Here is a 23,081-nt window from a genome sequence, read left to right on the forward strand (position 1 = left end):
TGATAGATCCGCGTCCTTGAGGTTCGAAACGCCCTCGTCCTGAGAGAAGAGGGCGTTTCGATCGCTCTCAGCGCGAGAACTTCTTGTACTTGATCTTCTTCGGCATCAGCGAATCGGCGCCGAGGCGACGCTTCTTGTCCTCCTCGTAATCCGAGAAGTTGCCTTCGAACCACTCGACATGGCTCTCGCCCTCGAAGGCGAGGATATGGGTGGCGATGCGGTTCAGGAACCAGCGATCGTGGCTGATGATCACTGCGCAGCCCGCGTAATCCTCCAGCGCCTCTTCGAGGGCCCGCAGGGTCTCCATGTCGAGATCGTTGGTGGGCTCGTCGAGGAGGAGCACGTTGGCGCCGCCCTTCAGGGTGCGGGCGAGGTGCACGCGGTTGCGCTCACCGCCCGAGAGGGTGCCGACCTTCTTCTGCTGGTCGGAGCCCTTGAAGGCGAAGGCCGCGCAATAGGCGCGGGAATTGATCTCGCGCTTGTTGAAATAGATGATGTCGTTGCCGCCCGAGACCTCCTGCCAGACCGTGGCGTTCGGATCGAGGGCGTCGCGTGACTGGTCGACATAGCCGAGATGCACGGTCTCGCCGACCGAGATCGTGCCGCCATCCGGCTTCTCGGCGCCGGTGATCATCTTGAACAGGGTCGTCTTGCCGGCACCGTTCGGGCCGATGACGCCGACGATGCCGCCCGGCGGCAACTTGAACGACAGGTCCTCGATCAGCAGGCGGTCACCGAACGCCTTGTTGAGGTGCTCGAACTCGATGACGTTGTTGCCGAGGCGCTCGTCGATCGGGATGACGATCTGCGCCGAAGCGTCGATCTTGTCCTGCGACTTCGCCACCAGCTCCTCGTAGCGGGTGATGCGGGCCTTCGACTTCGACTGGCGCGCCTTCGGCGAGGCGGCGATCCACTCCTGCTCGCGGTTGATCGCGCGCTGGCGGGCCATGTCCTCGCGACCCTCCTGCTGGAGGCGCTTCTGCTTCTGCACCAGCCAGGCCGAGTAGTTGCCCTCGTAGGGGTAGCCGCGCGTGCGGTCGAGTTCGAGGATCCAGCCGGTGACGTTGTCGAGGAAGTAGCGATCGTGGGTCACGATCAGGATCGCGCCCGGATACTGGCGCAGGTGGCCTTCCAGCCAGTTCACCGTCTCGGCGTCGAGGTGGTTGGTGGGCTCGTCGAGGAGGAGGAGCTCCGGCTCCCACAGCAGCAGCTTGCAGAGCGCCACGCGGCGACGCTCGCCGCCCGACAGCGTCGCGACGGGCTGCTCGTCGCTGGGGCAGCCGAGTGCCTCCATGGCCTGGTCGACCTTGGAATCCAGCTCCCAGAGGTTGGCGGCCTCGATCTTGTCCTGGAGGGCGGTCATCTCGTCCGCCGTCTCCTCGGAGTAGTTCATCGCGAGTTCGTTGTAGCGGTCGAGCAGCGCCTGCTTCTCGGCGACGCCCTCCATGACGTTCTCGCGCACGGACTTGTTCGGATCGAGCTGCGGCTCCTGCGGCAGATAGCCGACCCGTGCGCCTTGCGCGACGAAGCCTTCGCCGGTCCAATCCTTGTCGATGCCGGCCATGATCTTCAGCAGGGTCGATTTGCCCGAGCCGTTGATGCCCAGAACACCGATCTTCGCATCCGGGTAGAAGGACAGGTTGATGTTATCGAGGACCTTCTTGCCACCCGAATAGGTCTTGGTCAGACCCTTCATGTGGTAGATGAATTCGCGCGCCATATCGGTGTCCTTCGTCCTGTCGGCGGCCCGGCGCGCCTGCGCGCTGACCGTCGGAATGTTCGTGTGCGTGGCCGCGAGCGGCGTCCGGTCGATCCGGTATTCCTGCGCGCTCTGCGCCTGGAGGGCCGGAGACCGTGGGCCCGTCGTCGCCGAACCGCTTCGCGTGAAAGTGTTGCGTCGGAGTATCAGGGCGGCGGCGGACCGGCAAGAACGTGACGCCGACAAGTATGCCGGATCGGTCGTGCGTGCCGGCTCCGTCGCGCCGGGCTCTCGCGATCAGGCGTGGGATCAGGTGAAGGGGTTCTCCACCGACGCGGCCGGGCGCACCGCATCGCTCACCCGCTCGGGCAGCACCTGCGCCTCGAGGGTGGTCACGATGGCGGCCAGGGTCTGCGCGAGGAGCCGTGCGCGGGCGAGGCCCGCCGTGTCGCGCGTCAGATCGACGGCGCCGTGGATGGCGATCCGCTCCGTGCCATTCTCCAGCGACAGGCCGCCGATGGTCTGGACGGTCGACTCGTCGGCGAAGGGCTCGAATCGCGTCGGCGATTCCGGGGCTTCCGTGATCGGAGTCTCGCGCTTCGGCATGGCATCTTCCCTCAGAACAGGGCCCGCATCAGGTCGCGCCAGAGCCGCCGCAGGGCGCGGTGCAACTCGCCACGAGCCCAGGCTTCGAATGATTCGTCCTCGCGGGGGCGCCGGCGGGGCCGCTCCTCCGCGCCAGCCTCGCCGCGGGAATAGGCGCGCGGTTCCGGCAGCGCCATCGCACGCGCCTTGACGTCCGGCGCCAGGGCCGGAAACACATCGAGCCCCGCGGCCTGCCGCAACGCGTCGAGGGACACCGACTGCCAAGGGGCATCGTCCCGGTTCGCCACGAGGTAGGCGCCGGCCTCGCCGGTCTCCAGGTCGTACAGGGCCTTGAACAGCTGCGTCGGCACCAGCACGCGCCCGTTGATCGCCTGTAGCGCATCGCCGGAATAGATCGGGCCCGTGACCACGTAGAGGGCGCCGCGCCGGGTCGCGAGCCGGCGCACGCTCTCCTCGATCGCCGACCACAGGCCGCGATTGAGCTCACGGTCCTGCGGCACGATGTTGGCGAGCGAGAAGGACTGCGCCTGCGCGGGCCCCGTGGGCATGTCGCCTGCCGGGGCCATGTGGCCTCGGTCGAAGCCGCTGCGGACGTAATCGTCGAGGCGTGCCCGCTCATCCGGTGGCAGCGCGTCCTCGTCGTGAAAGGTGTCGACGCGGTCGACCCGGCGCGCCGCCGCGACGCTGGCCGAGGTCAGGTGTTCCGCTGCGTAGAGGGGCGTCCGCGTGGCGCCCGAATGCAGCACCGCGAACGCATCGAAGCAGAGCGGCACGAGGCGCTGGGCGAGCTTCGGGTTCGTGATCTCCGGTCGGCGGCCCTGCGCGAACAGTCCTGCGCAGTCACCGGCCCATCCGGTACCGGGCAATGCCAGGACCCAGGCCACGATCAGGGAGGCGACGGCGGCCCTCATCTTGGCGTCTGGGTCAGAAGCATACCCGGACCTTGCGCGTCCCCTCCGGGGTGGCGCGCCAGCGATAACCGCAGGGACGTCCCAGGGTGCCCTCGAACGGATGCACGGAGCGGTCGGCGGGTCCGGGGGCGGCCTGTGGGCGGCACGGTGCGAACGGTCCGCACGCGAACGTGAAGCGGCCGTGCCGGGCGGACGGGTGGGACGCGCGTGGGGCCTGCGCCGGCTCGGCGGCCCGGGGCGATCCGGCCTGCAGAAGCAGGGCGGAGCCGATCAGGGAGAAGGACCGGAAGGGCGACATCATCAACCTCGATGCGGGAGCCGGTTTCGGGGAAAAGCCGTCCCCACCGTTGATCGGAACGAACGAGGGGATTAACTGCCGGACTTCGAACGGCGATGCCAGCCTCGCGGCGATTCGAGGATGCGGTCGCGAATCCCATCGTCGGGTGATCGTCGGAACGGTTCTGCAGAGCTGAAGCGTCCACTCTCAATGCCACCCGCGCCGCGTTGCGTGGCAAACCGGCGTAATGGCGTTATAAGTGCGATCGAAACGCCCCGGCCTGGTTCTGGGGTCTACACCGTTTGAGGGTCGGACCGCGCATCGCCGGGCGGGCTGGATCGAGCGGATGTCCAGCAACGAACGGGTGTGAATCAGTGTCACGGCAAGAAACCTCGCAAGATTCTACAGGCGCGACGGCGCTTCTCGACGGGTTGTCGGAGCCTGCGGCGCTGCGTCTGCTTCCGGAGAGCCAGCTTCAGGCGGTGGCGGACGCGGTGCGGGCGGAGATGATCGAGGCGGTCTCGGTCACGGGCGGGCATCTCGGCTCGGGGCTCGGGGTGGTCGAGCTCACCGTGGCGCTGCACCACGTGTTCGACACGCCCGACGACCGCATCGTCTGGGACGTCGGCCACCAGGCCTACCCGCACAAGATCCTCACCGGCCGACGCGACCGCATCCGCACCCTGCGCCAGCCCGGCGGCCTGTCGGGCTTCACCAAGCGCTCGGAGAGCGTCTACGATCCGTTCGGGGCGGCCCACTCCTCCACCTCGATCTCGGCGGCGCTCGGCATGGCGGTGGCGCGCGACCTCGACGAGGCCTCCGCCAAGGCCAAGGGCGCGCCGGCCCCGAAGCGCCGCAACATGATCGCGGTGATCGGCGACGGCTCGATGTCGGCGGGCATGGCCTACGAGGCCATGAACAATGCCGGCGCCCTGCACTCGCGCCTCATCGTCATTCTCAACGACAACGACATGTCGATCGCGCCGCCCGTGGGCGCGATGTCGGCCTACTTCGCGCGGCTGGCCTCGGGCGACACCTACCAGTCCCTGCGCGAGACCGCCAAGCAGCTCGGCAAGCTCCTGCCGAAGGGGCTCTACCAGCGCGCGGCCGCGGCCGAGGAATACGCCCGCTCCCTGGTGGTGGGCTCGGGCACGATGTTCGAGGAGATGGGCTTCCACTATGTCGGGCCGGTCGACGGGCACAACCTCGACCACCTGCTGCCCGTGCTCAAGAACGTGCGCGACTCCGAGCAGGGCCCGATCCTGCTCCACGTGGTCACGCAGAAGGGCAAGGGCTACGCGCCGGCTGAAGCCAGCGCCGACCGCTACCACGGCGTGGTCAAGTTCGACGTGCTCTCCGGCGTCCAGGCCAAGGCCAAGCCCAACGCCCCGGCCTACACCCGGGTGTTCGGCGAGAGCCTGATCAAGGCGGCCGATGCCGACGACAAGGTGGTGGCGATCACCGCCGCCATGCCGGGAGGCACGGGCATCGACCTGTTCGGCAAGGCGCATCCGGACCGGACCTTCGACGTCGGCATCGCCGAGCAGCACGCGGTGACCTTCGCGGGGGGGCTCGCCACCGAGGGCTACAAGCCGTTCGTGGCGATCTACTCGACCTTCCTGCAGCGGGCCTACGACCAGGTCGTGCACGACGTGGCGCTGCAGAACCTTCCCGTGCGCTTCTGCCTGGACCGGGCCGGGCTGGTGGGCGCGGACGGGGCGACCCATGCGGGCGCGTTCGACCTGGCGTATCTCTGCTGCCTGCCGAACATGACGGTGATGGCGGCCTCCGACGAGGCCGAGCTGGTGCACATGGTGGCCACGGCGCATGCGCACGACACCGGCCCGATCGCGCTGCGCTACCCGCGCGGCGAGGGCGTGGGCGTGGACCTGCCCGAGCGGGGCGAGGTGCTGCCGATCGGCCGGGGGCGGATGGTGCGCCGGCCGGAGGGCGCGCGGGTGGCTCTGCTGGCGCTGGGCACGCGCCTGTCGGAGGCGCTGAAGGCGGCCGACCTCCTGGAGGCAGAGGGGGTCGCGGTCACGGTGGCGGATGCGCGCTTTGCCAAGCCGCTGGACGAGAGCCTGATCCTGGACCTGGCGGGCAGCCACGAGGTTCTGGTGACGCTGGAGGAGGGCTCGGTGGGGGGCTTTGGCGCGATGGTGCTGCACCTGCTCGCGGACAGGGGCGCGCTGGATGCGGGCCGGGTCCGGGTGCGCACGCTGACGCTGCCGGACACCTACCAGGACCACAACACGCCGGACGCGATGTACGCCGAGGCCGGCCTCGACGCCGCCGGTATCCTCAAGGTCGTCAAGGCCGCACTGCCCGAGCGGAAGGCCGGTCAGTCGGGGCGCCTGCGCCTCGCCTGAACCGCCTCGGCCGGCGCTGAGACCCCCGGGCTTTGCAGCCCGGGTGTGGCTCCGTTGCGCTTGTCCGGTGGCGGTTTCGATGACAAAAGCGCGCCATTCATGGGTCCGAGGTTCGCCTCGGGCCCGGCACGCGTTCAAGATCCTCAGACCCTTACGAGAGAAATGCCACAGGCGACCCCTTCCGGCCCGTTCGACGCCGGCCCGGTTCTCATCACCGGCGCGAGCGGTTTCCTGGGAGCGGCCCTGGTCGATGTCTTCCGGAAGGCGGGCTTTCCGGTGCGGATCATGGTGCGCGCAACCTCGCCGCGCACCAACCTGACCTGGACCGACGTCGAGATCGTCGAGGGCGACATGCGCGACCGCGCCGCCGTCGCACGGGCCCTTCAGGGTCAGCGCTACCTCGTCCACGCGGCCGCCGATTACCGCCTCTGGGCGCCCGACCCGGAGGAGATCGTCGCGACCAACCGTGACGGCGCCGTCATCCTGATGGAGGAGGCCCTGCGGGCCCGGATCGAGCGCATCGTCTATACGTCGAGCGTCGCGACCATCAAGCCGCACGACGACGGCACGCCGGCCGACGAGAGCCGCCCCCTCACGCCCGGGACGGCCATCGGCGCCTACAAGCGCAGCAAGGTCGTGTCCGAGCGCGTGGTCGAGGAGATGGTGGCGCGCAACGGCCTGCCGGCGGTCATCGTCAATCCCTCGACGCCCATCGGTCCGCGCGACGTGAAGCCGACCCCGACCGGACGCATCATCCTGGAGGCCGCCCTCGGCCGGATGCCCGCCTTCGTGGATACGGGCCTCAACCTCGCTCACGTGGACGACGTGGCCGCCGGACACCTGCTGGCGCTCCGGCACGGGCGCATCGGCGAGCGCTACATCCTCGGCGGCGAGAACGTGCTGCTCTCGCAGATGCTCGCCGACATCGCCGGCATGGTCGGCCGCAAGCCGCCGACCGTGAACCTGCCCCGCGCCGTGGTCTATCCGATCGCCTTCGTGTCGGAGCAGATCGCGCGCTTCACCGGCAAGGCGCCCTTCGCCACCATCGACGGCATCAAGATGTCGCGCTACCGGATGTTCTTTTCCGACGCGAAGGCGCGGGCCGAACTCGGCTACAGCGCCCGCCCCTACCGCGAAGGTCTGTCGGATGCGATCGCGTGGTTCCGTCAGGAGGGACGCCTGAGATGAGCGCGACGATCCAGACGGCCACCGAGGCGCGCACCGGCAAGGGCTATCGCGACGAGAACTTTCCCGTCGCCTCCCACCTGATCCACCCGCGGCACCGCAGCGCGATCCTGGCCTTCTACGACTTCGTGCGGGCCGGCGACGACGTCGCCGATCACAACGGTCTGATGCCCGAGCGCAAGGTCGAACTCCTCGACGCCCTGGCCGCCGACCTGACCGGAACGAACCCGTCCGATTCCGCCGCCGTGCCGCTGCGGCGGGAGTTGGCGGCGCGTGGGCTCGGCCCGACCCACGCCCTCGAACTCCTCGATGCCTTTCGCCTGGACGCGCGCAAGAACCGCTACGCGGACTGGGACGAACTCATCGCCTATTGCCGGCTCTCCGCCATGCCGGTCGGCCGCTATGTCCTCGACGTGCACGGCGAGGATCGCAGTGTCGTCTGGGGGCCGTCCGACGCGATCTGCGCCGCCCTGCAGATCATCAACCACCTGCAGGATTGCGGGAAGGATTTTCGCGGACTCGACCGGGTCTACATCCCGCAGGATGCCCTGGACCGGCACGGCGCGGCGATCTCGGAACTCGGCGCCGACAAGGCCTCGCCGGCGCTGCGCAACGTGATCCGCGATCTTGCCGAGAAGACCATGCTGCTCCTCGACGAGGGCGCGGTGCTGCCCGACCTCATCGCGGACCTGCGCCTGAGCCTCGAGATCGCCGCGATCCACCGCCTCGCCGTCGTCCTCTGCCGGGGCCTGATGGAGCGCGACCCGCTCTCCGAGAAGGTCCATCACGGCAAGGCCGCCTTCGCGCTGACCGCGTTCGGCGGCATCGCCGCGACGCTGGCCCGACGCCCTCTGCGCGGCCGGACCCTGCGCGCGCAGGCCCTGAAGACGGCGCGAGGGAGCCACGCATGAGCGCCACCCTGTCCCCGGCCACCGAATCCGCGCCGTCCGAGGTCGCCGCCCTGCCGGCGAAATCCTCGTCGTTCTACACGGCGATGCGGCTGCTGCCGCCGGAGCGCCGCGAGGCGATGTACGCCGTCTACGCTTTCTGCCGGGCGGTGGACGATGTCGCGGACGACGGCGGCCCGGCACCGGTCCGCGCGGCCGAACTCGACCGCTGGCGCGCCGACATCGACGATCTCTACGCCGGGCGGCCGGCGGCACGCGTGCAGGATCTCGTGGTGCCGATCCGCCGCTACGGACTCCTGCGGGACGACTTCCAGGCCGTGATCGACGGCATGGCGATGGATGCCTTCGAGGACATCGTCGCCCCCGACGAGGCCACCCTCGACCTCTATTGCGACCGCGTCGCCAGCGCGGTCGGCCGCCTGTCCGTGCGCGTGTTCGGCGTGGCCGAGGCGGAGGGCATCGCGCTCGCCCACCACGAGGGCCGTGCGCTCCAACTCACCAACATCCTGCGCGACATCGACGAGGATGCCGAGCGCAACCGCCTCTACCTGCCGCGCGAGAAGCTTGCCGCCATCGGCCTGACCGCCCCGACGCCCCAGGCCGCGATCGACCATCCCCGCATCGGCGAGGTCTGCGCGGCCGTCGCGGCGGAGGCCGATGCCCATTACCGCGCGACCTGGGAGATCATCGGGCGCTGCCCGCGCAAGGTGACCAAGGCGCCCCGCCTCATGGCCGCGGCCTACCGGCTCTACCTCGACGCGCTGCTGGCGCGCGGATGGCAGAAGCCGCGCGCGCGGGTGAAGCCGGGCAAGCTCGCGCTGCTCGGCGTCGCCCTCCGCCACGGGATCGTCTGATGGCGGGCACCGTTCACGTCGTCGGCGCCGGCCTCGCCGGCCTCTCGGCCGCCGTCTCGCTCGTCGAGCGGGGCGCGCGCGTCATCGTGCACGAGGCAGCCAAGCAGGCCGGCGGGCGCTGCCGCTCGTACTACGATCCGACCCTCGGCCTCACCATCGACAACGGCAACCACCTGCTCCTGTCGGGCAACACCTCGGCGCTGGGCTTCATGCGCACGATCGGCGCGCCGGCGAGCGCCCTGAGCGGCCCGGACGAGGCTGCCTTCCCCTTCGCCGACCTGAAGACGGGCGAGCGCTGGACCCTGCGCCCCAATGCCGGCCGCGTGCCGTGGTGGGTGCTCCAGGCCTCGCGCCGCGTGCCGGGGACCTCGGCACGCGACTACCTCGCGCCGCTTGGCATCCTGAAGGCCGCCGCCGGCAAGGCGCCGGGCCAGGGCGGGACCATCGGCGAGAGCATGGCCTGCGAGGGTACCCTCTACGAACGGCTCTGGCACCCGGTACTGCTGGCGGCCCTCAACACCGATCCGAAGGAGAGCGACACGGGCCTCGCCGCGAAGATCCTGCGCGAGACGCTCGGAGCGGGCGGAAAGGCCTGCCGGCCCCTCGTCGCGGTCGAGGGGCTCTCGGCCGCCTTCGTCGACCCGGCGGTGGCCTACCTGACGCAGCGTGGTGCCGAACTCCGCTTCGGGCATCGCCTGCGCAGCCTGACTCTCGGGAACGGCCGGATCGACGGCCTCGTGTTCAGCGACGAATCGGTCAGTCTCGGGCCGGATGATGCGGTCGTGCTGGCGCTGCCGCCCTGGGTGGCCAGCGACCTGCTGCCCGACCTGCCGGCTCCGCAGAGCCACCGGTCCATCGTGAATGCCCATTTCGCCATTGTCCCGCCTCCGGGATCGCCATTACTTCTCGGCGTGGTGAACGGATTGACGGAGTGGCTGTTCGCGTATCCGGATCGTCTATCCGTGACGATCAGTGGAGCAGATCGACTACTCGATGTGCCCCGCGAAGATTTGGGACGTCGGATCTGGGCCGAGATCGTGACCTTGACCGGACTTGCGCCGGAACTGCCAAGCTGGCAGATCGTCAAGGAGAAGCGGGCGACCTTCGCGGCAACGCCCGCCGAGGCCGCGCGGCGCCCCGGCGCCGTGACGGCCCATGCGAATCTCGTCCTGGCAGGCGACTGGACCGCGACCGGTCTGCCTTCGACGATCGAGGGAGCTATCCGTTCTGGGACGACCGCCGCGCACGCTCTCGTCCGAAAGGACGGGACGTGCGGACAGGCACTGGCGCGCGGCGCGGCGTGAGGTAGGGCCGCTGCAAGCGCGGCCGGTGAGGCGAGGACGATGCGGGACGCATACAGGAAGGTCGAGGCGCTGCAGCGCCCCAAGACGCAGGAGATCTCACTCGAGGACGTCGATCGCGGCGTCGTGCGTGCGACCCAGGCGCTGACCGCCCTGGCGCATGCCGACGGACACCTGTGCTTCGAACTCGAGGCGGATGCGACCATCCCCTCCGAATACATCATGTTCCACCAGTTCCGGGCAACGGAAATTCCGGCGGAGCTGGAGGCCAAGATCGGCGCTTACCTGCGGCGTACGCAGGGCAAGCACGGTGGCTGGGCCCTGGTCCATGACGGCCCGTTCGACATGAGCGCCAGCGTCAAGGCCTACTTCGCCCTCAAGATGATCGGCGATTCCATCGAAGCGCCGCACATGCGCCGGGCCCGCGAGGCCATCCTCTCGCGCGGTGGCGCGGCCAACGCCAACGTGTTCACCCGGTTCCTGCTCGCCCTCTACGGCGAGGTGCCGTGGCGCGCCGTGCCGGTGATGCCCGTCGAGATCATGCACCTGCCGCGGTGGTTCCCGTTCCACCTCGACAAGGTCTCCTACTGGGCGCGTTGCGTGATCGTGCCCATGCTGGTGATCCAGGCCAGGAAGCCGCTGGCGAAGAACCCGCGCGGCGTCGGTATCCCGGAGCTGTTCGTGGCGCCTCCGGCAACGGTGCGCACCTGGCCGGGCAGCCCGCATGCCACCTGGCCGTGGACGCCGATCTTCGGGGCCATCGACCGGATGCTCCAGGTCACGCAGGACTATTTCCCGAAGAAGCGCCGCGAGCGCGCCATGGACAAGGCTGTGGCCTGGGTCAGCGAGCGCCTGAACGGCGATGACGGCCTCGGCGCGATCTTCCCCGCCATGGTCAACACCGTGCTGATGTACGACGTGCTCGGCTACCCCGCCGATCACCCGCAGGTGCGCATCGCCTGTGAGGCGATCGAGAAGCTCGTCGTCGTCAAGGAGCACGAGGCCTACGTGCAGCCCTGCCTGTCCCCGGTCTGGGACACGGCGCTCGCCGGCCATGCCCTGCTCGAAGCGGGCGGACCCGATGCCGAGCACCAGGCCCGGCGCGGCCTCGATTGGTTGAAGCCCCTGCAGGTGCTCGACATCAAGGGTGACTGGGCGGCCGGACGGCCGAACGTGCGTCCCGGCGGCTGGGCCTTCCAGTACGCCAACCCGCATTTCCCCGATCTCGACGACACCGCCGTGGTGGTCATGGCCATGGACCGGGCCACCCGTCAGCACGGTCCGGTCGCCGATGTGCCCGACTACGCGAACGCCATCGCCCGGGCCCGCGAATGGGTCGAGGGCCTGCAATCGAGCGACGGTGGCTGGGCGGCGTTCGACGCCGACAACAACCACCATTACCTCAACCACATCCCGTTCTCGGATCACGGCGCGCTGCTCGATCCGCCCACCGCCGATGTCACGGCCCGCGTCGTCTCGATGCTGTCCCAGCTCGGCGAGACCCGCGCCAGTTCGAAGGCCCTCGATCGCGGCGTGATCTACCTCCTGAACGATCAGGAGGAGGACGGCTCCTGGTACGGCCGCTGGGGCATGAACTTCATCTACGGCACCTGGTCGGTGCTCTGCGCCCTGAATGCCGCCGGGGTCGACCCGGCCTCGCCGGAAATCCGCAAGTCGGTGGCCTGGCTGATCCGGATCCAGAATCCGGATGGCGGCTGGGGCGAGGATGCCTCCTCCTACAAGATCGATCCGGCCTTCGAGCCCGGTTACTCCACGGCCTCCCAGACCGCCTGGGCGCTCCTCGCCCTGATGGCGGCGGGCGAGGCCGACGATCCGGCGGTGACGCGCGGCATCAACTATCTCACCCGTACGCAGGGCGCCGACGGCTTCTGGTCCGAGGAGCGCTACACCGCTACGGGTTTCCCGCGCGTGTTCTACCTGCGCTATCACGGCTACCCGAAGTTCTTCCCGCTCTGGGCCATGGCGCGCTACCGCAACCTCAAGCGCAGCAATACCCGGAACGTCGCGTTCGGGATGTGAATCCCGGGCGCGGTCCCGCAACCGCGCCCCTCGGCCGGCCGCACCCGATGCGGGACGCGGCATCGCGGACGAATCATGAGTGCCAGCACCCTATCGCAGCCCCTGCCCGTCCTCGCCGTGACCGGATTGGCGAAGGAGGCGCGGCTCGCCGCCGGCCCGGGCGTCACTGCCATCGGAGCGGGGGGCGACCCGGCCCGACTGCGGGCCCTGCTCGCCCAGCGGACGGAGCCCGGCTGCCGCGCGGTGGTGAGCATCGGCATCGCGGGCGGCCTCGATCCCGACCTCCTGCCCGGCGATGTTCTGGTGGCCACAGCCATCGTTACCCCGAGTGGCCGGCATGTCGCCGATCCCGCCATCGTGGAAGCCATGCGGCGCGCGCTCGACGGATCGGGGCTGCGGGTGCGGTCGGCGGTGCTGGCGGGCGTCGACGCGGCCGTGCTCACCGTCGCGCACAAAGCGGCACTGCGGCGGGCCACCGGAGCCGCCGGTGTCGATATGGAATCGCACGTGGCCGCCGCGTTCGCAGAGCGGCACGGTCTACCCTTCGCGGCTCTCCGCATCGTGTGCGATCCGGCCGCGCGCGCCATTCCGGCCTTCGCCGCCAAGGCCCTGAAACCGAACGGCGAGCCCGACATCCGGGCCGTGCTCTCGGCGGTCGCCCGCGACCCATCGCAGATCCGCCCGCTGGTCCACCTCGCACGGGATTCCGGCACCGCCTTCGCCAGCCTGAAGCGGTGCCGCTCGCACCTCGGCGACGGCCTCGGCGTGCCGCGGCGTTCCGCCTGAGGCTCACGGCATCGGCCGCCCACCCGCGACGTTCCCCGCCCGGTTCGGCTTCGCAGCCGGCAGAGGGCCGTGCGGTCGATGCGTGCTCCACCTTGGCCGGCGACAAACCCACCATTTTGCTATGATGGTGGAGACCAACCCGGATTGTCGGGCTGACGCGCGGGTGCCGCCCGAAGGGGCGCCTTCGGCAGGCAGCCCCCGGCGATCCCCGGGGCCGGAACGCGGAACGCCTTCGATGTACGTGCTCATCCTCGACGACGCGCCGCTCAACAATCTGCTGCTCGCCGAGGTCATCCGCGATCTGCCCGGTTGCACGGTCCAGGCTTTCACCTGTCCCGTCGAAGCCCTCGCCTTCGTGCGTGGGAATGCGACGGACATCGGCGTGGCGATTTCGGATTTCGAGATGCCCGGGATGAACGGGGTGGCGTTCATCCGCAGCGCCCGGCTGATCCCGAGCTTCGCGCACGTGCCCATCGTCATGGTGACGAGCCTCGATCAGCGCAGCCTGCGCCGCGAAGCCCTGACGGCAGGCGCCACGGACTTCCTGGCGAAACCCTTCGACGCGGTGGAGATCCGGGCCCGGGTGTCGAACCTCCTGGCGCTGAACCAGGCGCGCCTCGATCAGATGGACCGGGCGGCCTGGCTCGATCGCGAGGTCAAGGCGGCCACGGCCCTGATCGCCGCGCGGGAACGCGAGATCGTCATGATGCTCATGAAGGCCGCCGAGCACCGGGACAACGAGACCGGCAACCATGTGGCGCGGGTCGCCCACCTCGTGGCGACGATCGGCCGGGGCCTCGGCCTGCCCGAGGAGCAGGTCGAGCAATTGAGCCTCGCTTCGACGATGCACGATGTCGGCAAGATCAGCGTGCCCGACGCGATCCTGCTCAAGCCCGGCCCGCTGACGGCGGAGGAGCGCAGCGCCATGCAGACCCATGCCGAGCGCGGCCGGCGAATCCTCGAAGCGGGTTCCTCCAGCCTCATGCAGCTGGCGGCCGAGATCGCCGCCACGCATCACGAGCGCTGGGACGGGACCGGCTACCCGCTCGGACTTGAGGGTGAGGCGATCCCGCTCGCCGGTCGCATCGTCGCCGTCGCGGATGTCTTCGATGCCCTCACCTCGGAGCGGCCCTACAAGAAGGCCTGGAGCGAGGCGGAGGCGCTCAACCACATCCGGACGAATGCGGACTCGCATTTCGACCCGGCCTGCGTCGACGCTTTCCTGCGCGAGAGAGATTCAGGCGCCTGAGCGGCATGCCGGATCGGCGCACGGCGTCGGGACCGGAAGCGCCGCGACAAGAAAATGGGGTCTCGCCGATGCAATCGGGGGCAAGGCATCAGCGAGACCCGCCGAACACCCATGAGCGCCCGACCCGGTCAACATGCCCGTCGGAGCCGGGGCTCGCATTGACATAAGCTGGAAACAGCTTCGATCGGACGTCGTTTCGACGAGGATTGTCCCGTCCGCGACGCGCCTCCGCGTTCCGGTCAGGCCACGGCGCGTGGGCCCAGGTGCAGGTAGCGGGCGTTGAACTCCGCGATCGTCTTGAGCCTGTGACGGTCGAGGATCTTCAGGGTCCGACCCTTCAGTTCGATCACACCCTGGCGCCTGAGTTCCTGGAGCGAGCGGTTCACGTGAACGTTGGAGAGCCCGACGGTGTCGGCGAGGTCCAACTGGGTGACGGGAAGCTCGTAGGAATCCTCGCTGGCCAAGCCGACGACCTGGAGGCGCACGAGCAGCTCGCAGAACAGGTGCGCGATCCGCTCGATGGCGGAGCGGCACCCCACGTTGACGAGCCACTCGCGCAAGGTCGCCTCGTCCACGAGGGTGGCCATCCGCAGGGTTTTGGCGATGGCGGGATGCTCGGCCATCAGACGTGCCACCACATCGCTCGGGATGCGCACGACGCGGCAGGTGGAGAGCGTCGTGATGGTGTGATCCATCCGGCTCAGCAGCGCCACGTCGAGGTCGCAGGCGTCGCCCGGCACGAGGTAGGCGGTGATCTGGCGCGACCCGTTCGCCCGGTGCTTCTGGCGGCAGGCGATCCCCTCCATGATGAGGACGACGCCATCGGGGGGATCGCCCTCGCGGATCAGATCGATGCGCGCGCCGACGAGGTGGCTCGGAGCGCTGATCCGTTCGAGGATGTCGCGTTCGGCGGTCGTGAGCCGACCGAAGGCTTCGAGCTTTCGAACCAGCGGGTTGGACATGTCGGGGCGCGGAGCGGCAGATCTGGAAGGCAATTCGGCGTCCGTATCAGGGCGTCTATCGTGCGATCCGGCCCGGACCCGACGGAGTCGCAATGCCCGGGTCCGGCAAGAAGCCGGTCCCATGACCCGGCGGCGTCGTCTCCCGGCCAACCCGTATGGCCGCTGTGAAAGAAGCACGACAGCGGCACGTTACGAAGAGGCCTTTAGCCTGCGGTCCCAGAACGCGTAAGATGACAGAACAACTTCGTATGTTTTCGAACATTAACCTAGGTTGAGGTCGGTGTACAATTGATCAAGTAATCCCCATGCTAAATGTAACGGCGTCCGGATAGCCGAACGTTGTCCACACGCAGCCCTGGGTCCGGCAAGAGGCGTCGCCCTCTCTAGCCAAAGAGAGCCGGGTCGGTCTTGCGCCTATTTGAAGCACGCTCTCGAAACGCAAAGCGGCCGGGGTGGATCCCGGGTCAGGCCGAGGGTTCGGTAAGGCGGGCCCGGTGCCGCTCCAGGGCAGTGCGCAGGTGCGGCAGGAACGGCGAGGGCCCTTTCAGCCGAGCGGCCTCCGCGCTCAGGCGATCCAGGGCCGCGATCTGCGCCGTGCTTCCATGCGATTGCGCGAGATAGGCCCAGATCGCGTCGTCGGCCTGTCCGATATCGACGGGCTGTTCGGCGAGCATCAGCGCCTCGAAGCGCTGAAGCGTGTGTGCGAGATCCGCCATGTCCCTGCCCTCCCCCGTTTCCGCCGTCCGGCAGTGCCCTTTCGCTCAAGAGTGACGCCGGCTGCCGCCAAGGAGGCTGGCGGCGGCAAGTCCGAAACCCGCCACCACGGCGGCGGTCGCCAGCGGATGCAGGGCACTGCGCGTATAGAAGCTGCGCCGCATGACGTAGCCCGGATGATCGCCGGCGACGCGGCCGCCGAGCCCCGCCGCATAGAGGGCGCCGCCCCGGTCGCGGGGTGCCTCCGCCCGCTGCTGCTGCGCCGTCATGGTGCGGGCGACCCGGTCGAAGGCCCGGGGGGCCATGCGCTTGGCGCTGCTCATCAGGCGCCCGCCGCCGCCGATATAGATGTCGCGCTGCGGATGCACGGCCGCGTGCACGATCGCGTTGGCGACCTCCTCGGTCCGGTAGATCGGCGGCGGCAGCTTCGGTTCGTGGTCGGTGTAGTTGCGGGCGTTCTGCGGGAAGGGCGTATCGATGGAGGCCGGCTTGATCAGCGTCACGGCGACCGGATCGCCCGCCGATTCCAATTCGATGCGCAAGGCATCGGTGAAGCCTTTGATGGCATGCTTGCTGGCGCAGTACATGCCCTGCAACGGAAAGGCGATGTCCGAGGCGACGCTGCCGAGGTTGATCAATACTCCGCGCGAAGCCTTGAGGTGCGGCAGCGCCACCAGCGAGCCGTAGACGACCCCCCAGAAATTGGTCTGGAACAGGCGCTGATGGTCGGCGTCGGTGACCTCCTCCAGGCGCCCGAAGATCGACAAGCCGGCATCGTTGACCCAGGTGTCGATGCGCCCGAAGCGTTCGATCGTCTGGTCGGCGATGGCCTGCACCTCGGCGCGTTCGCCGACATCGGCCACAACATGCAGGGCCTCGCCCCCGGCCGCCTCGATCTCGCGCCGGACTTCCGCCAGCACGTCGCCGTTGCGCGCGGCGAGCACGACCTTCGCGCCGGCCTGTGCCGCCATCCGGGCGGTGGCGAGGCCGATGCCGCTGGAGGCTCCCGTGATGACGATGACCTGCTGGTCGAGGGGCTTGCGCGTGAAGGCCATGCGGTTCCGGCTCCCGGGGCTCGCGTGTGAGGAGATGCACGGTCAACCGGTGCCGGTGCCCGGCTGTTCACCCGGCCGGGGACGCCGCGTGTCCCGGGGAAGCGCGACATGACCGCGTCTTGACCGATTTGCGGCGATTGACTGATTTCTAGGCAGGGATCCGCTCAGGCGCGGCGCTTGGCCCGGTGTCCAGGCTTCCCCTCCGCATCGAGGTGGATGGCGCGGAGAAGGGCGTTCGAGCTTGGCCCGATCCATGCCAAGGTGGGTGAAGCCGCGTGGGAAGCACGCTCGAAGAGGATGGCTGCCTTGTTGAAGTCAACGGTCAAAGCGTTCGTCTCGGCGACACTCCTCGCCGGAGGTCTCGGCCTGTCCGCTCCGGCTCCCGCCGCGGCTGCCAACGTCTTTCGCTTCGCTTTCCAGGGTGACATCAAATCCCTCGATCCCTACTCGCTGAAGGAAAGCTTCACGATCGGGATGCACGGCGCCATTTTCGACTCGCTCATCACGCGCGACAAAAATTTGAAGCTCGCCCCCATGCTCGCCGAGTCTTGGGAAAATCCGGAGCCGACGCGCTGGCGCTTCCACTTGCGCAAGGGCGTCACGTTCCACGACGGCTCCCCCTTCACCGCCGACGACGTGATCTTCTCGGCCACCCGCGTGCGGGCGCCGGGCTCGAACTTCACCACCAACGTCCCGTCCGACGCCGAATGGGTGAAGGTCGACGATCACACCGTCGACATGGTGCTGAAGAGCCCAAACCCCATCGCCCTCTACCAGTTCTCGACCTGGTACATCATGTCAAAGGCCTGGGCCGAGAAGCACGGGGCCGTGTCGCCGACCCTGCCGAGCGCCACCGCCACCAGCTACGCGGCGCTCCACGAGAATGGCACCGGGCCCTTCATCGTCAGCGAACACCAGCCCGGCGTGCGCACGGTGTTCAAGAAGAACCCGAATTACTGGGGCAAGGCGGAATCGAACCTCGACGAGGCGGTCTTCACCACGATTCAGAACGATGCCACCCGCGTCGCCGCCCTCATCTCCGGCGAGGTCGACTGGATCGAACCCGTGCCCCTGCAGGATGCCCAGCGCGTCAACGCCAGCGGCACCAGCACGGTGATGGCCGGGCCGGAACTGCGCACGATCTTCCTCGGCATGGACCAGTCCCGCGACGAGCTGAAGGACTCGAACGTCAAGGGCAAGAACCCGTTCAAGGATGTCCGCGTGCGCGAGGCCTTCTACCGGGCCATCGACGAGGAGACGATCGCCAAGCGCGTCATGCGGGGCCAGGCGACGCCCTCCGCCCTGCTGATCGCGCCGGTGCTCTTCCCGCGCGCCGACGAGATCAAGCGGCCGGATTACGACCCCAAGCGCGCCAAGGCGCTGCTCGCCGAGGCCGGCTATCCGGACGGGTTCTCGCTCGGCATGGATTGCCCGAACGACCGCTACGTCAACGACGAGGCGATCTGCCAGGCGGTCGTCTCGATGCTGGCCCGCGTCGGCGTGAAGGTGAACCTCAACGCACAGCCGAAAGCCAAGTACTTCGCCAAGGTGCTGGCGCCGGCCTACGACACGTCGTTCTACCTCGTCGGCTGGACCCCCTCCTCCCAGGATTCGCACAACATCCTGTTCGAGATCGCCGGCTGCCGGAACGGCTCCAAGCCGGGCCGGGGCAACTGGAACCTCGGCAATTACTGCAACCCGAAGGTCGATGCGCTCGCGGATTCCGCGGAGGCCGAGACCGACCAGACCAAGCGCAACGCGCAGATCAAGGAAGGCTTCGACCAGATCCAGGCCGATTGGGGCTTCATTCCGCTCCACCAGCAGGCGCTCGCCTGGGGCGTGTCGAAGAAGGTCACCCTGACCCAGCGCCCTGACAACATGCTGATGCTGTACTGGGTGTCGAAGCAGCCGTGAGATCCCGCGAGAGGTTTGTAGAGGTGCGTGGGCCGGGCTTCGATCTCGGGCGGCAACCGGAATGGGTTCGCAGCCGAGGATCATTCCACAAAGCACGCCGTCATCGTGGGGCCGCCCAGCGGTGCCCAGGATCCGGACCCGCCGTCCAGGCAGGAGTTAACGCCATCAGCGGTTCTGGATTGCACGCCGCTGGGGCGCCCCTGCGGGTCCGGGCTCGCCTCCAGCGCGCCGGAATGACGGCGCGCTTCCCCTGGCCGGTGATCGGCCGGACCGGATCTCCCGCGGAAGGCCTTCACCGATGATCGCCTTCATCCTCCAGCGCCTGCTCCAGTCCATCGCGGTCCTGTTCGCGGTGGGCCTGATCGCCTTCTCGATGTTCCGCTTCGCCGGTGACCCGGTGAATCAGATCGTCGGCGTCGACACGCCCTACGAGGAGCGCGTCGCGATCCGGAAGGACCTCGGCCTCGACGATCCCGTGGTCGTGCAGTTCCTGCGCTATGCCGGCAACGTGGCGCGGGGCGAATTCGGCACCTCGTACCAGTTTCGCCAGCCGGTCTCGGCCCTGCTCGCCGAGCGCATGCCCGCGACCCTCGAACTCGCCCTCTGCGCCACGCTGTTCGCCCTCACCGTGGGCATCCTGATGGGGGTCTACTGCGCCCTGCGGCGCGAGACCTGGCTCGCCAAGGTGTTCCTCGCGGTCTCTCTGATCGGGATCAGCCTGCCGACCTTCCTGATCGGCATCCTGCTGATCTTCCTGTTCGCGGTGACGCTGGGCTGGCTGCCCTCGTTCGGTCGGGGCGACACCGTTCGACTCGGATGGTGGACGACAGGGTTCCTTACCGCGTCCGGCCTGCGCGCCCTCATCCTGCCCTCGGTGACGCTGGGCCTGTACCAGATGACGCTGATCATGCGGCTGGTGCGGGCCGAGATGCTGGAGGTGCTGCGCACCGACTACATCCGCTTCGCCCGGGCACGGGGCCTGACCACCCGCTCCATCCACCTCGGGCACGCCCTGAAGAACACGCTGGTCCCGGTCATCACCATCGCCGGCCTGCAACTCGGTTCGGTAATCGCCTTCTCGATCATCACCGAGACGGTGTTCCAGTGGCCGGGCATGGGCCTGCTCTTCGTCCAGGCGGTGCAGAACGTCGATATCCCCATCATGGCCGCCTACCTGCTGCTGGTGGCCGCCATCTTCGTCGTCATCAACCTCGTGGTGGACGTGCTCTACACCATCGTCGATCCCCGCCTGCGCCTGTCCACGGGACGGGCCCCATGAGCGCGTCCGTGCAGGAGATGCCGGCGCCGCCCCGGCGCTCGACCCTGGCCCGCTTCCTCGATTCCGACGTCTACGCCAGCTTCCGGCGCTCGAAGCTGGCGATGGGCGCCTTCGCGGTGACGCTGCTCTTCGTCGTCCTGGCGGTCGCCGCGCCATGGATCTCGCCGCAGAACCCCTACGACCCGGCCCAGCTCGAACTGATCAATTCGAGCCTGCCGCCGCTCTGGTATCCGGACGGCGTCGCGCCGTTCACGCTGGGCACCGACGACCAGGGCCGCGACGTGCTCTCGGCGGTGTTCTACGGCCTGCGGCTCTCCCTCGTGGTCGGCCTCCTCGGCGTCCTCGTCTCGGGCACCCTCGGCATCCTGCTCGGGCTGGTGGCCGGATATTTCGGCGGGTTCATCGACACGCTGATCATGCGGGTCGCCGACGTGCAGCTCACCTTCCCGGCGATCCTGATCGCCCTGGTGGTGGACGGCGTCGCGAAGTCCGCGCTCGGCAGCCAGATGGACACGGAGGCCGCCATCGGCCTCATCGTCCTCTCCATCGGCCTCTCGTTCTGGGTGCAGTACGCCCGCACCGTGCGCTCCTCGGTGCTGGTGGAGAAGAACAAGGACTACGTCCAGGCCGGGCGGCTCATCGGCCTGTCCGCACCGGTCATCATGGTCCGCCACGTGCTGCCGAACGTGCTCGGGCCGGTCTTCGTCATCGCCACCATCAACCTCGCGCTGGCCATCATCACCGAGGCGACGCTCTCGTTTCTCGGCACCGGCCTGCCCGATTCGATGCCTTCGCTCGGCACCCTGATCCGCACCGGCAACCGCTTCCTGTTCTCCGGCGAGTGGTGGATCGTCGCCTTTCCGGGGCTGGCGCTCGCCGGCCTCGTCCTGGCGATCAACCTGCTCGGCGACTGGCTGCGCGACGCCCTGAACCCCAAGCTGCAATGACAGAACCCGTTCTCTCGGTCCGCAACCTGCGCGTAGCCTTCGCGGGCCGGCGCGGCACCCTGACCGCCATCGACGACGTCTCCTTCGACATCGCGCGGGGCGAGATCCTTGGCGTCGTCGGGGAATCCGGCGCCGGCAAGTCGGTGACCGGCTCGGCCGTGATCGGGCTCATCGATCCGCCCGGCGGCATCGTCGGGGGACAGATCCTGCTCAAGGGCGAGCGGATCGACAATCTGTCCCCGGAGGCCATGCGGCGCATCCGGGGCCGGCGCATCGGCATGATCTTCCAGGATCCGCTCACCAGCCTGAACCCGCTCTACCGGGTAGGGCGCCAGATCGTGGAGACCATTCGCACCCATACCGACCTCTCGGAGCGGGCCGCGCGGCAGCGAGCCATCGACCTCCTCACAGAGGTGGGGATCCCGGCCCCCGAGCGGCGGATCGACGGCTACCCGCACGAGTTCTCCGGCGGCATGCGCCAGCGCGTGGTGATCGCCCTGGCGCTCGCCGCCGAGCCGGAGCTCATCATCGCGGACGAGCCGACGACCGCGCTCGATGTCTCCGTGCAGGCCCAGATCATCGCGCTCCTCAAGCGCCTCGGCACCGAGCGCGGCACCGCCGTGATGCTGGTGACCCACGACATGGGCGTGATCGCGGAGGCCGCCGACCGGGTGGCGGTGATGTATTCGGGCCGCATCGCCGAGATCGGCCCCGTGCGCGACGTCGTGCAGAACCCGCTCCACCCCTACGCCAAGGGCCTGATGGGGGCGATCCCGACACTCGCCCAGGAGACCGACCGGCTGGCCCAGATCCCCGGTTCGATGCCGCGCCTCTCGAACATCCCGACGGGCTGCGCCTTCAACCCGCGCTGCCCCTCCGCCTTCACGCGCTGCGTGGCCGAACGGCCCGACCCGATCCCCGTCGGCGACCACCGCGTCGCCTGCCATCTCTACGACCGGTCGGAGGCGTCGGCCGCATGAACGCACCCGTGACACCCGCGCCCTACGTCGCCATCGACGGTCTGCGCCGGACCTTCGATGTGTCGCGCCCCTGGCTGAACCGCGTCATCGAACGCCAGCCGAAGCAGATCCTCAAGGCGGTGGATGGCGTCAGCTTCGCCATCCGCCGGGGCGAGACCTTCGCGCTCGTCGGCGAATCCGGATCCGGCAAATCCACCGTCGCCCGCATGGTGGTGGGCCTGCTGCCGCCGAGCGCGGGGGACGTGCGCATCACCGGAATCTCGATGACCGACCCGCGCGAGGCCGCCGCCCGGCGCCGGCTGCGGCGGCGGATCCAGATGATCTTCCAGGATCCCTACGCCTCGATGAACCCGCGCTGGCGGGTCCGCCGGATCATCGCCGAGCCGATCCGGGCCTTCAACCTCCTCCAGGGCGAGGCCGCCATCGGCGCCCGCGTCGGCGAACTCCTCCGGCTCGTCGGGCTGCACCCCGACGACGGCGTGAAGTACCCGCACGAATTCTCCGGCGGCCAGCGCCAGCGCATCGCCATCGCGCGGGCGCTGGCATCGGAAGCCGAGTTCCTGGTGGGCGACGAGCCGACCTCGGCCCTCGACGTCTCGGTGCAGGCCCAGATTCTCAACCTGATGCGCGACCTTCAGGACCGGCTCGGGCTGACCTACCTGTTCATCAGCCACAACCTCGCCGTCGTCCGTCACATGGCGAACCGCATCGGTGTGATGTATCTGGGACGCGTGGTCGAGATCGCAGACGGACGGGAACTCTTCCGTGCTCCGAAACATCCCTACACGCGCATGCTCCTCGACGCGGTGCCGGATATCGGCCTCACCGGGCGCAAGCGCATCCCCGTCTCGGGCGAAATCCCGAACCCGATCAATCCGCCGTCGGGTTGCGCCTTCAACCCGCGCTGTCCCTTTGCCAACGACCGCTGCCGCGCGGAAGTGCCGGCCCTCGTGGAGGGGGTTGCCTGCCACGCCTTTCAGGAGCGCCGGCTGCCGGCCTGACGCTCGGCCGCGCGCCCGAACGTGCCTCAGAGGCAGAGCATGAG

General features: G+C 68.9%; 20 protein-coding genes. 13 read left to right on the forward strand and 7 right to left on the reverse strand.

Annotation, left to right across the window (positions count from 1 at the left end; all coding sequences use genetic code 11):
* Positions 1–67 precede the first annotated feature (67 nt).
* From ettA to OF380_RS01520, 4 genes are all read right to left on the reverse strand, one after another.
* Entirely contained in the window at positions 68–1,720 is a 1,653-nt protein-coding gene (gene ettA / locus OF380_RS01505; RefSeq protein WP_264049027.1) for an energy-dependent translational throttle protein EttA, read from the reverse strand.
* A gap of 288 nt (positions 1,721–2,008) precedes the next feature.
* On the reverse strand, positions 2,009–2,305 hold the full coding sequence (locus OF380_RS01510) for a hypothetical protein (RefSeq protein WP_264049028.1): 297 nt from the start codon (positions 2,303–2,305) through the stop codon (positions 2,009–2,011).
* A gap of 11 nt (positions 2,306–2,316) precedes the next feature.
* Complete coding sequence (locus tag OF380_RS01515) at positions 2,317–3,216, reverse strand: DNA/RNA non-specific endonuclease (RefSeq protein WP_264049029.1); 900 nt, start codon at positions 3,214–3,216, stop codon at positions 2,317–2,319.
* Positions 3,217–3,229: 13 nt separating this feature from the next.
* A complete protein-coding gene (locus OF380_RS01520) occupies positions 3,230–3,517 on the reverse strand; it encodes a hypothetical protein (protein ID WP_264049030.1) in 288 nt (95 codons plus the stop codon).
* A 407-nt stretch (positions 3,518–3,924) separates the two neighbouring features.
* On the opposite strand from OF380_RS01520, the gene dxs reads away from it, so the two are divergent.
* From dxs to OF380_RS01560, 8 genes are all read left to right on the forward strand, one after another.
* Positions 3,925–5,862, forward strand: coding sequence for a 1-deoxy-D-xylulose-5-phosphate synthase (gene dxs / locus OF380_RS01525; protein ID WP_264049031.1), 1,938 nt, complete (start codon positions 3,925–3,927; stop codon positions 5,860–5,862).
* Positions 5,863–6,024: 162 nt separating this feature from the next.
* Complete coding sequence (gene hpnA / locus OF380_RS01530; RefSeq protein WP_264049032.1) at positions 6,025–7,050, forward strand: hopanoid-associated sugar epimerase; 1,026 nt, start codon at positions 6,025–6,027, stop codon at positions 7,048–7,050.
* Complete coding sequence (gene hpnC, locus OF380_RS01535; protein ID WP_264049033.1) at positions 7,047–7,958, forward strand: squalene synthase HpnC; 912 nt, start codon at positions 7,047–7,049, stop codon at positions 7,956–7,958. Before hpnA ends, hpnC begins: the two co-directional genes overlap by 4 nt.
* Positions 7,955–8,809 (forward strand): presqualene diphosphate synthase HpnD, encoded by an 855-nt coding sequence (gene hpnD / locus OF380_RS01540; RefSeq protein WP_264049034.1) that lies wholly within the window; start codon positions 7,955–7,957, stop codon positions 8,807–8,809. The genes hpnC and hpnD overlap by 4 nt, the downstream gene beginning before the upstream one ends.
* A complete protein-coding gene (gene hpnE / locus OF380_RS01545; protein ID WP_264049036.1) occupies positions 8,809–10,113 on the forward strand; it encodes a hydroxysqualene dehydroxylase HpnE in 1,305 nt (434 codons plus the stop codon). Before hpnD ends, hpnE begins: the two co-directional genes overlap by 1 nt.
* Positions 10,114–10,152: 39 nt before the next feature.
* Positions 10,153–12,150 (forward strand): squalene--hopene cyclase, encoded by a 1,998-nt coding sequence (gene shc, locus OF380_RS01550; RefSeq protein WP_264049038.1) that lies wholly within the window; start codon positions 10,153–10,155, stop codon positions 12,148–12,150.
* Between the two features lie 75 nt (positions 12,151–12,225).
* Positions 12,226–12,936 (forward strand): phosphorylase, encoded by a 711-nt coding sequence (locus OF380_RS01555; RefSeq protein ID WP_264049039.1) that lies wholly within the window; start codon positions 12,226–12,228, stop codon positions 12,934–12,936.
* Positions 12,937–13,171: 235 nt separating this feature from the next.
* Positions 13,172–14,185 (forward strand): HD-GYP domain-containing protein, encoded by a 1,014-nt coding sequence (locus tag OF380_RS01560; protein ID WP_264049040.1) that lies wholly within the window; start codon positions 13,172–13,174, stop codon positions 14,183–14,185.
* A gap of 239 nt (positions 14,186–14,424) precedes the next feature.
* On the opposite strand, the gene OF380_RS01565 is transcribed toward OF380_RS01560, so the two are convergent.
* The 3 genes from OF380_RS01565 to OF380_RS01575 all read right to left on the reverse strand — a co-directional run bounded on the left by OF380_RS01565 (position 14,425) and on the right by OF380_RS01575 (position 16,916).
* Complete coding sequence (locus tag OF380_RS01565; RefSeq protein WP_264049041.1) at positions 14,425–15,147, reverse strand: Crp/Fnr family transcriptional regulator; 723 nt, start codon at positions 15,145–15,147, stop codon at positions 14,425–14,427.
* A gap of 464 nt (positions 15,148–15,611) precedes the next feature.
* The gene (locus OF380_RS01570; RefSeq protein ID WP_264049042.1) at positions 15,612–15,863 is read right to left on the reverse strand and encodes a hypothetical protein; all 252 of its coding nucleotides are present in this window, start codon (positions 15,861–15,863) and stop codon (positions 15,612–15,614) included.
* A 45-nt stretch (positions 15,864–15,908) separates the two neighbouring features.
* Positions 15,909–16,916, reverse strand: coding sequence for an SDR family oxidoreductase (locus OF380_RS01575; RefSeq protein WP_264049043.1), 1,008 nt, complete (start codon positions 16,914–16,916; stop codon positions 15,909–15,911).
* A 297-nt stretch (positions 16,917–17,213) separates the two neighbouring features.
* Here OF380_RS01575 and OF380_RS01580 point away from each other — a divergent pair, with 297 nt between their 5' ends.
* From OF380_RS01580 to OF380_RS01600, 5 genes are all read left to right on the forward strand, one after another.
* Positions 17,214–18,830, forward strand: a complete 1,617-nt coding sequence (locus tag OF380_RS01580; protein WP_264049044.1) for an ABC transporter substrate-binding protein — start codon at positions 17,214–17,216, stop codon at positions 18,828–18,830.
* A 298-nt stretch (positions 18,831–19,128) separates the two neighbouring features.
* A complete protein-coding gene (locus OF380_RS01585; protein ID WP_264049045.1) occupies positions 19,129–20,109 on the forward strand; it encodes an ABC transporter permease in 981 nt (326 codons plus the stop codon).
* Complete coding sequence (locus OF380_RS01590) at positions 20,106–21,056, forward strand: ABC transporter permease (protein ID WP_264049046.1); 951 nt, start codon at positions 20,106–20,108, stop codon at positions 21,054–21,056. The genes OF380_RS01585 and OF380_RS01590 overlap by 4 nt, the downstream gene beginning before the upstream one ends.
* Positions 21,053–22,036: an ABC transporter ATP-binding protein gene (locus tag OF380_RS01595; protein WP_264049047.1), complete on the forward strand. Its 984-nt coding sequence runs from the start codon at positions 21,053–21,055 to the stop codon at positions 22,034–22,036. The genes OF380_RS01590 and OF380_RS01595 overlap by 4 nt, the downstream gene beginning before the upstream one ends.
* Positions 22,033–23,037 (forward strand): ABC transporter ATP-binding protein, encoded by a 1,005-nt coding sequence (locus OF380_RS01600; protein WP_264049048.1) that lies wholly within the window; start codon positions 22,033–22,035, stop codon positions 23,035–23,037. The genes OF380_RS01595 and OF380_RS01600 overlap by 4 nt, the downstream gene beginning before the upstream one ends.
* Positions 23,038–23,081: the final 44 nt, after the last annotated feature.

This window comes from Methylobacterium sp. FF17 (assembly GCF_025813715.1).
Lineage (GTDB): Bacteria > Pseudomonadota > Alphaproteobacteria > Rhizobiales > Beijerinckiaceae > Methylobacterium > Methylobacterium flocculans.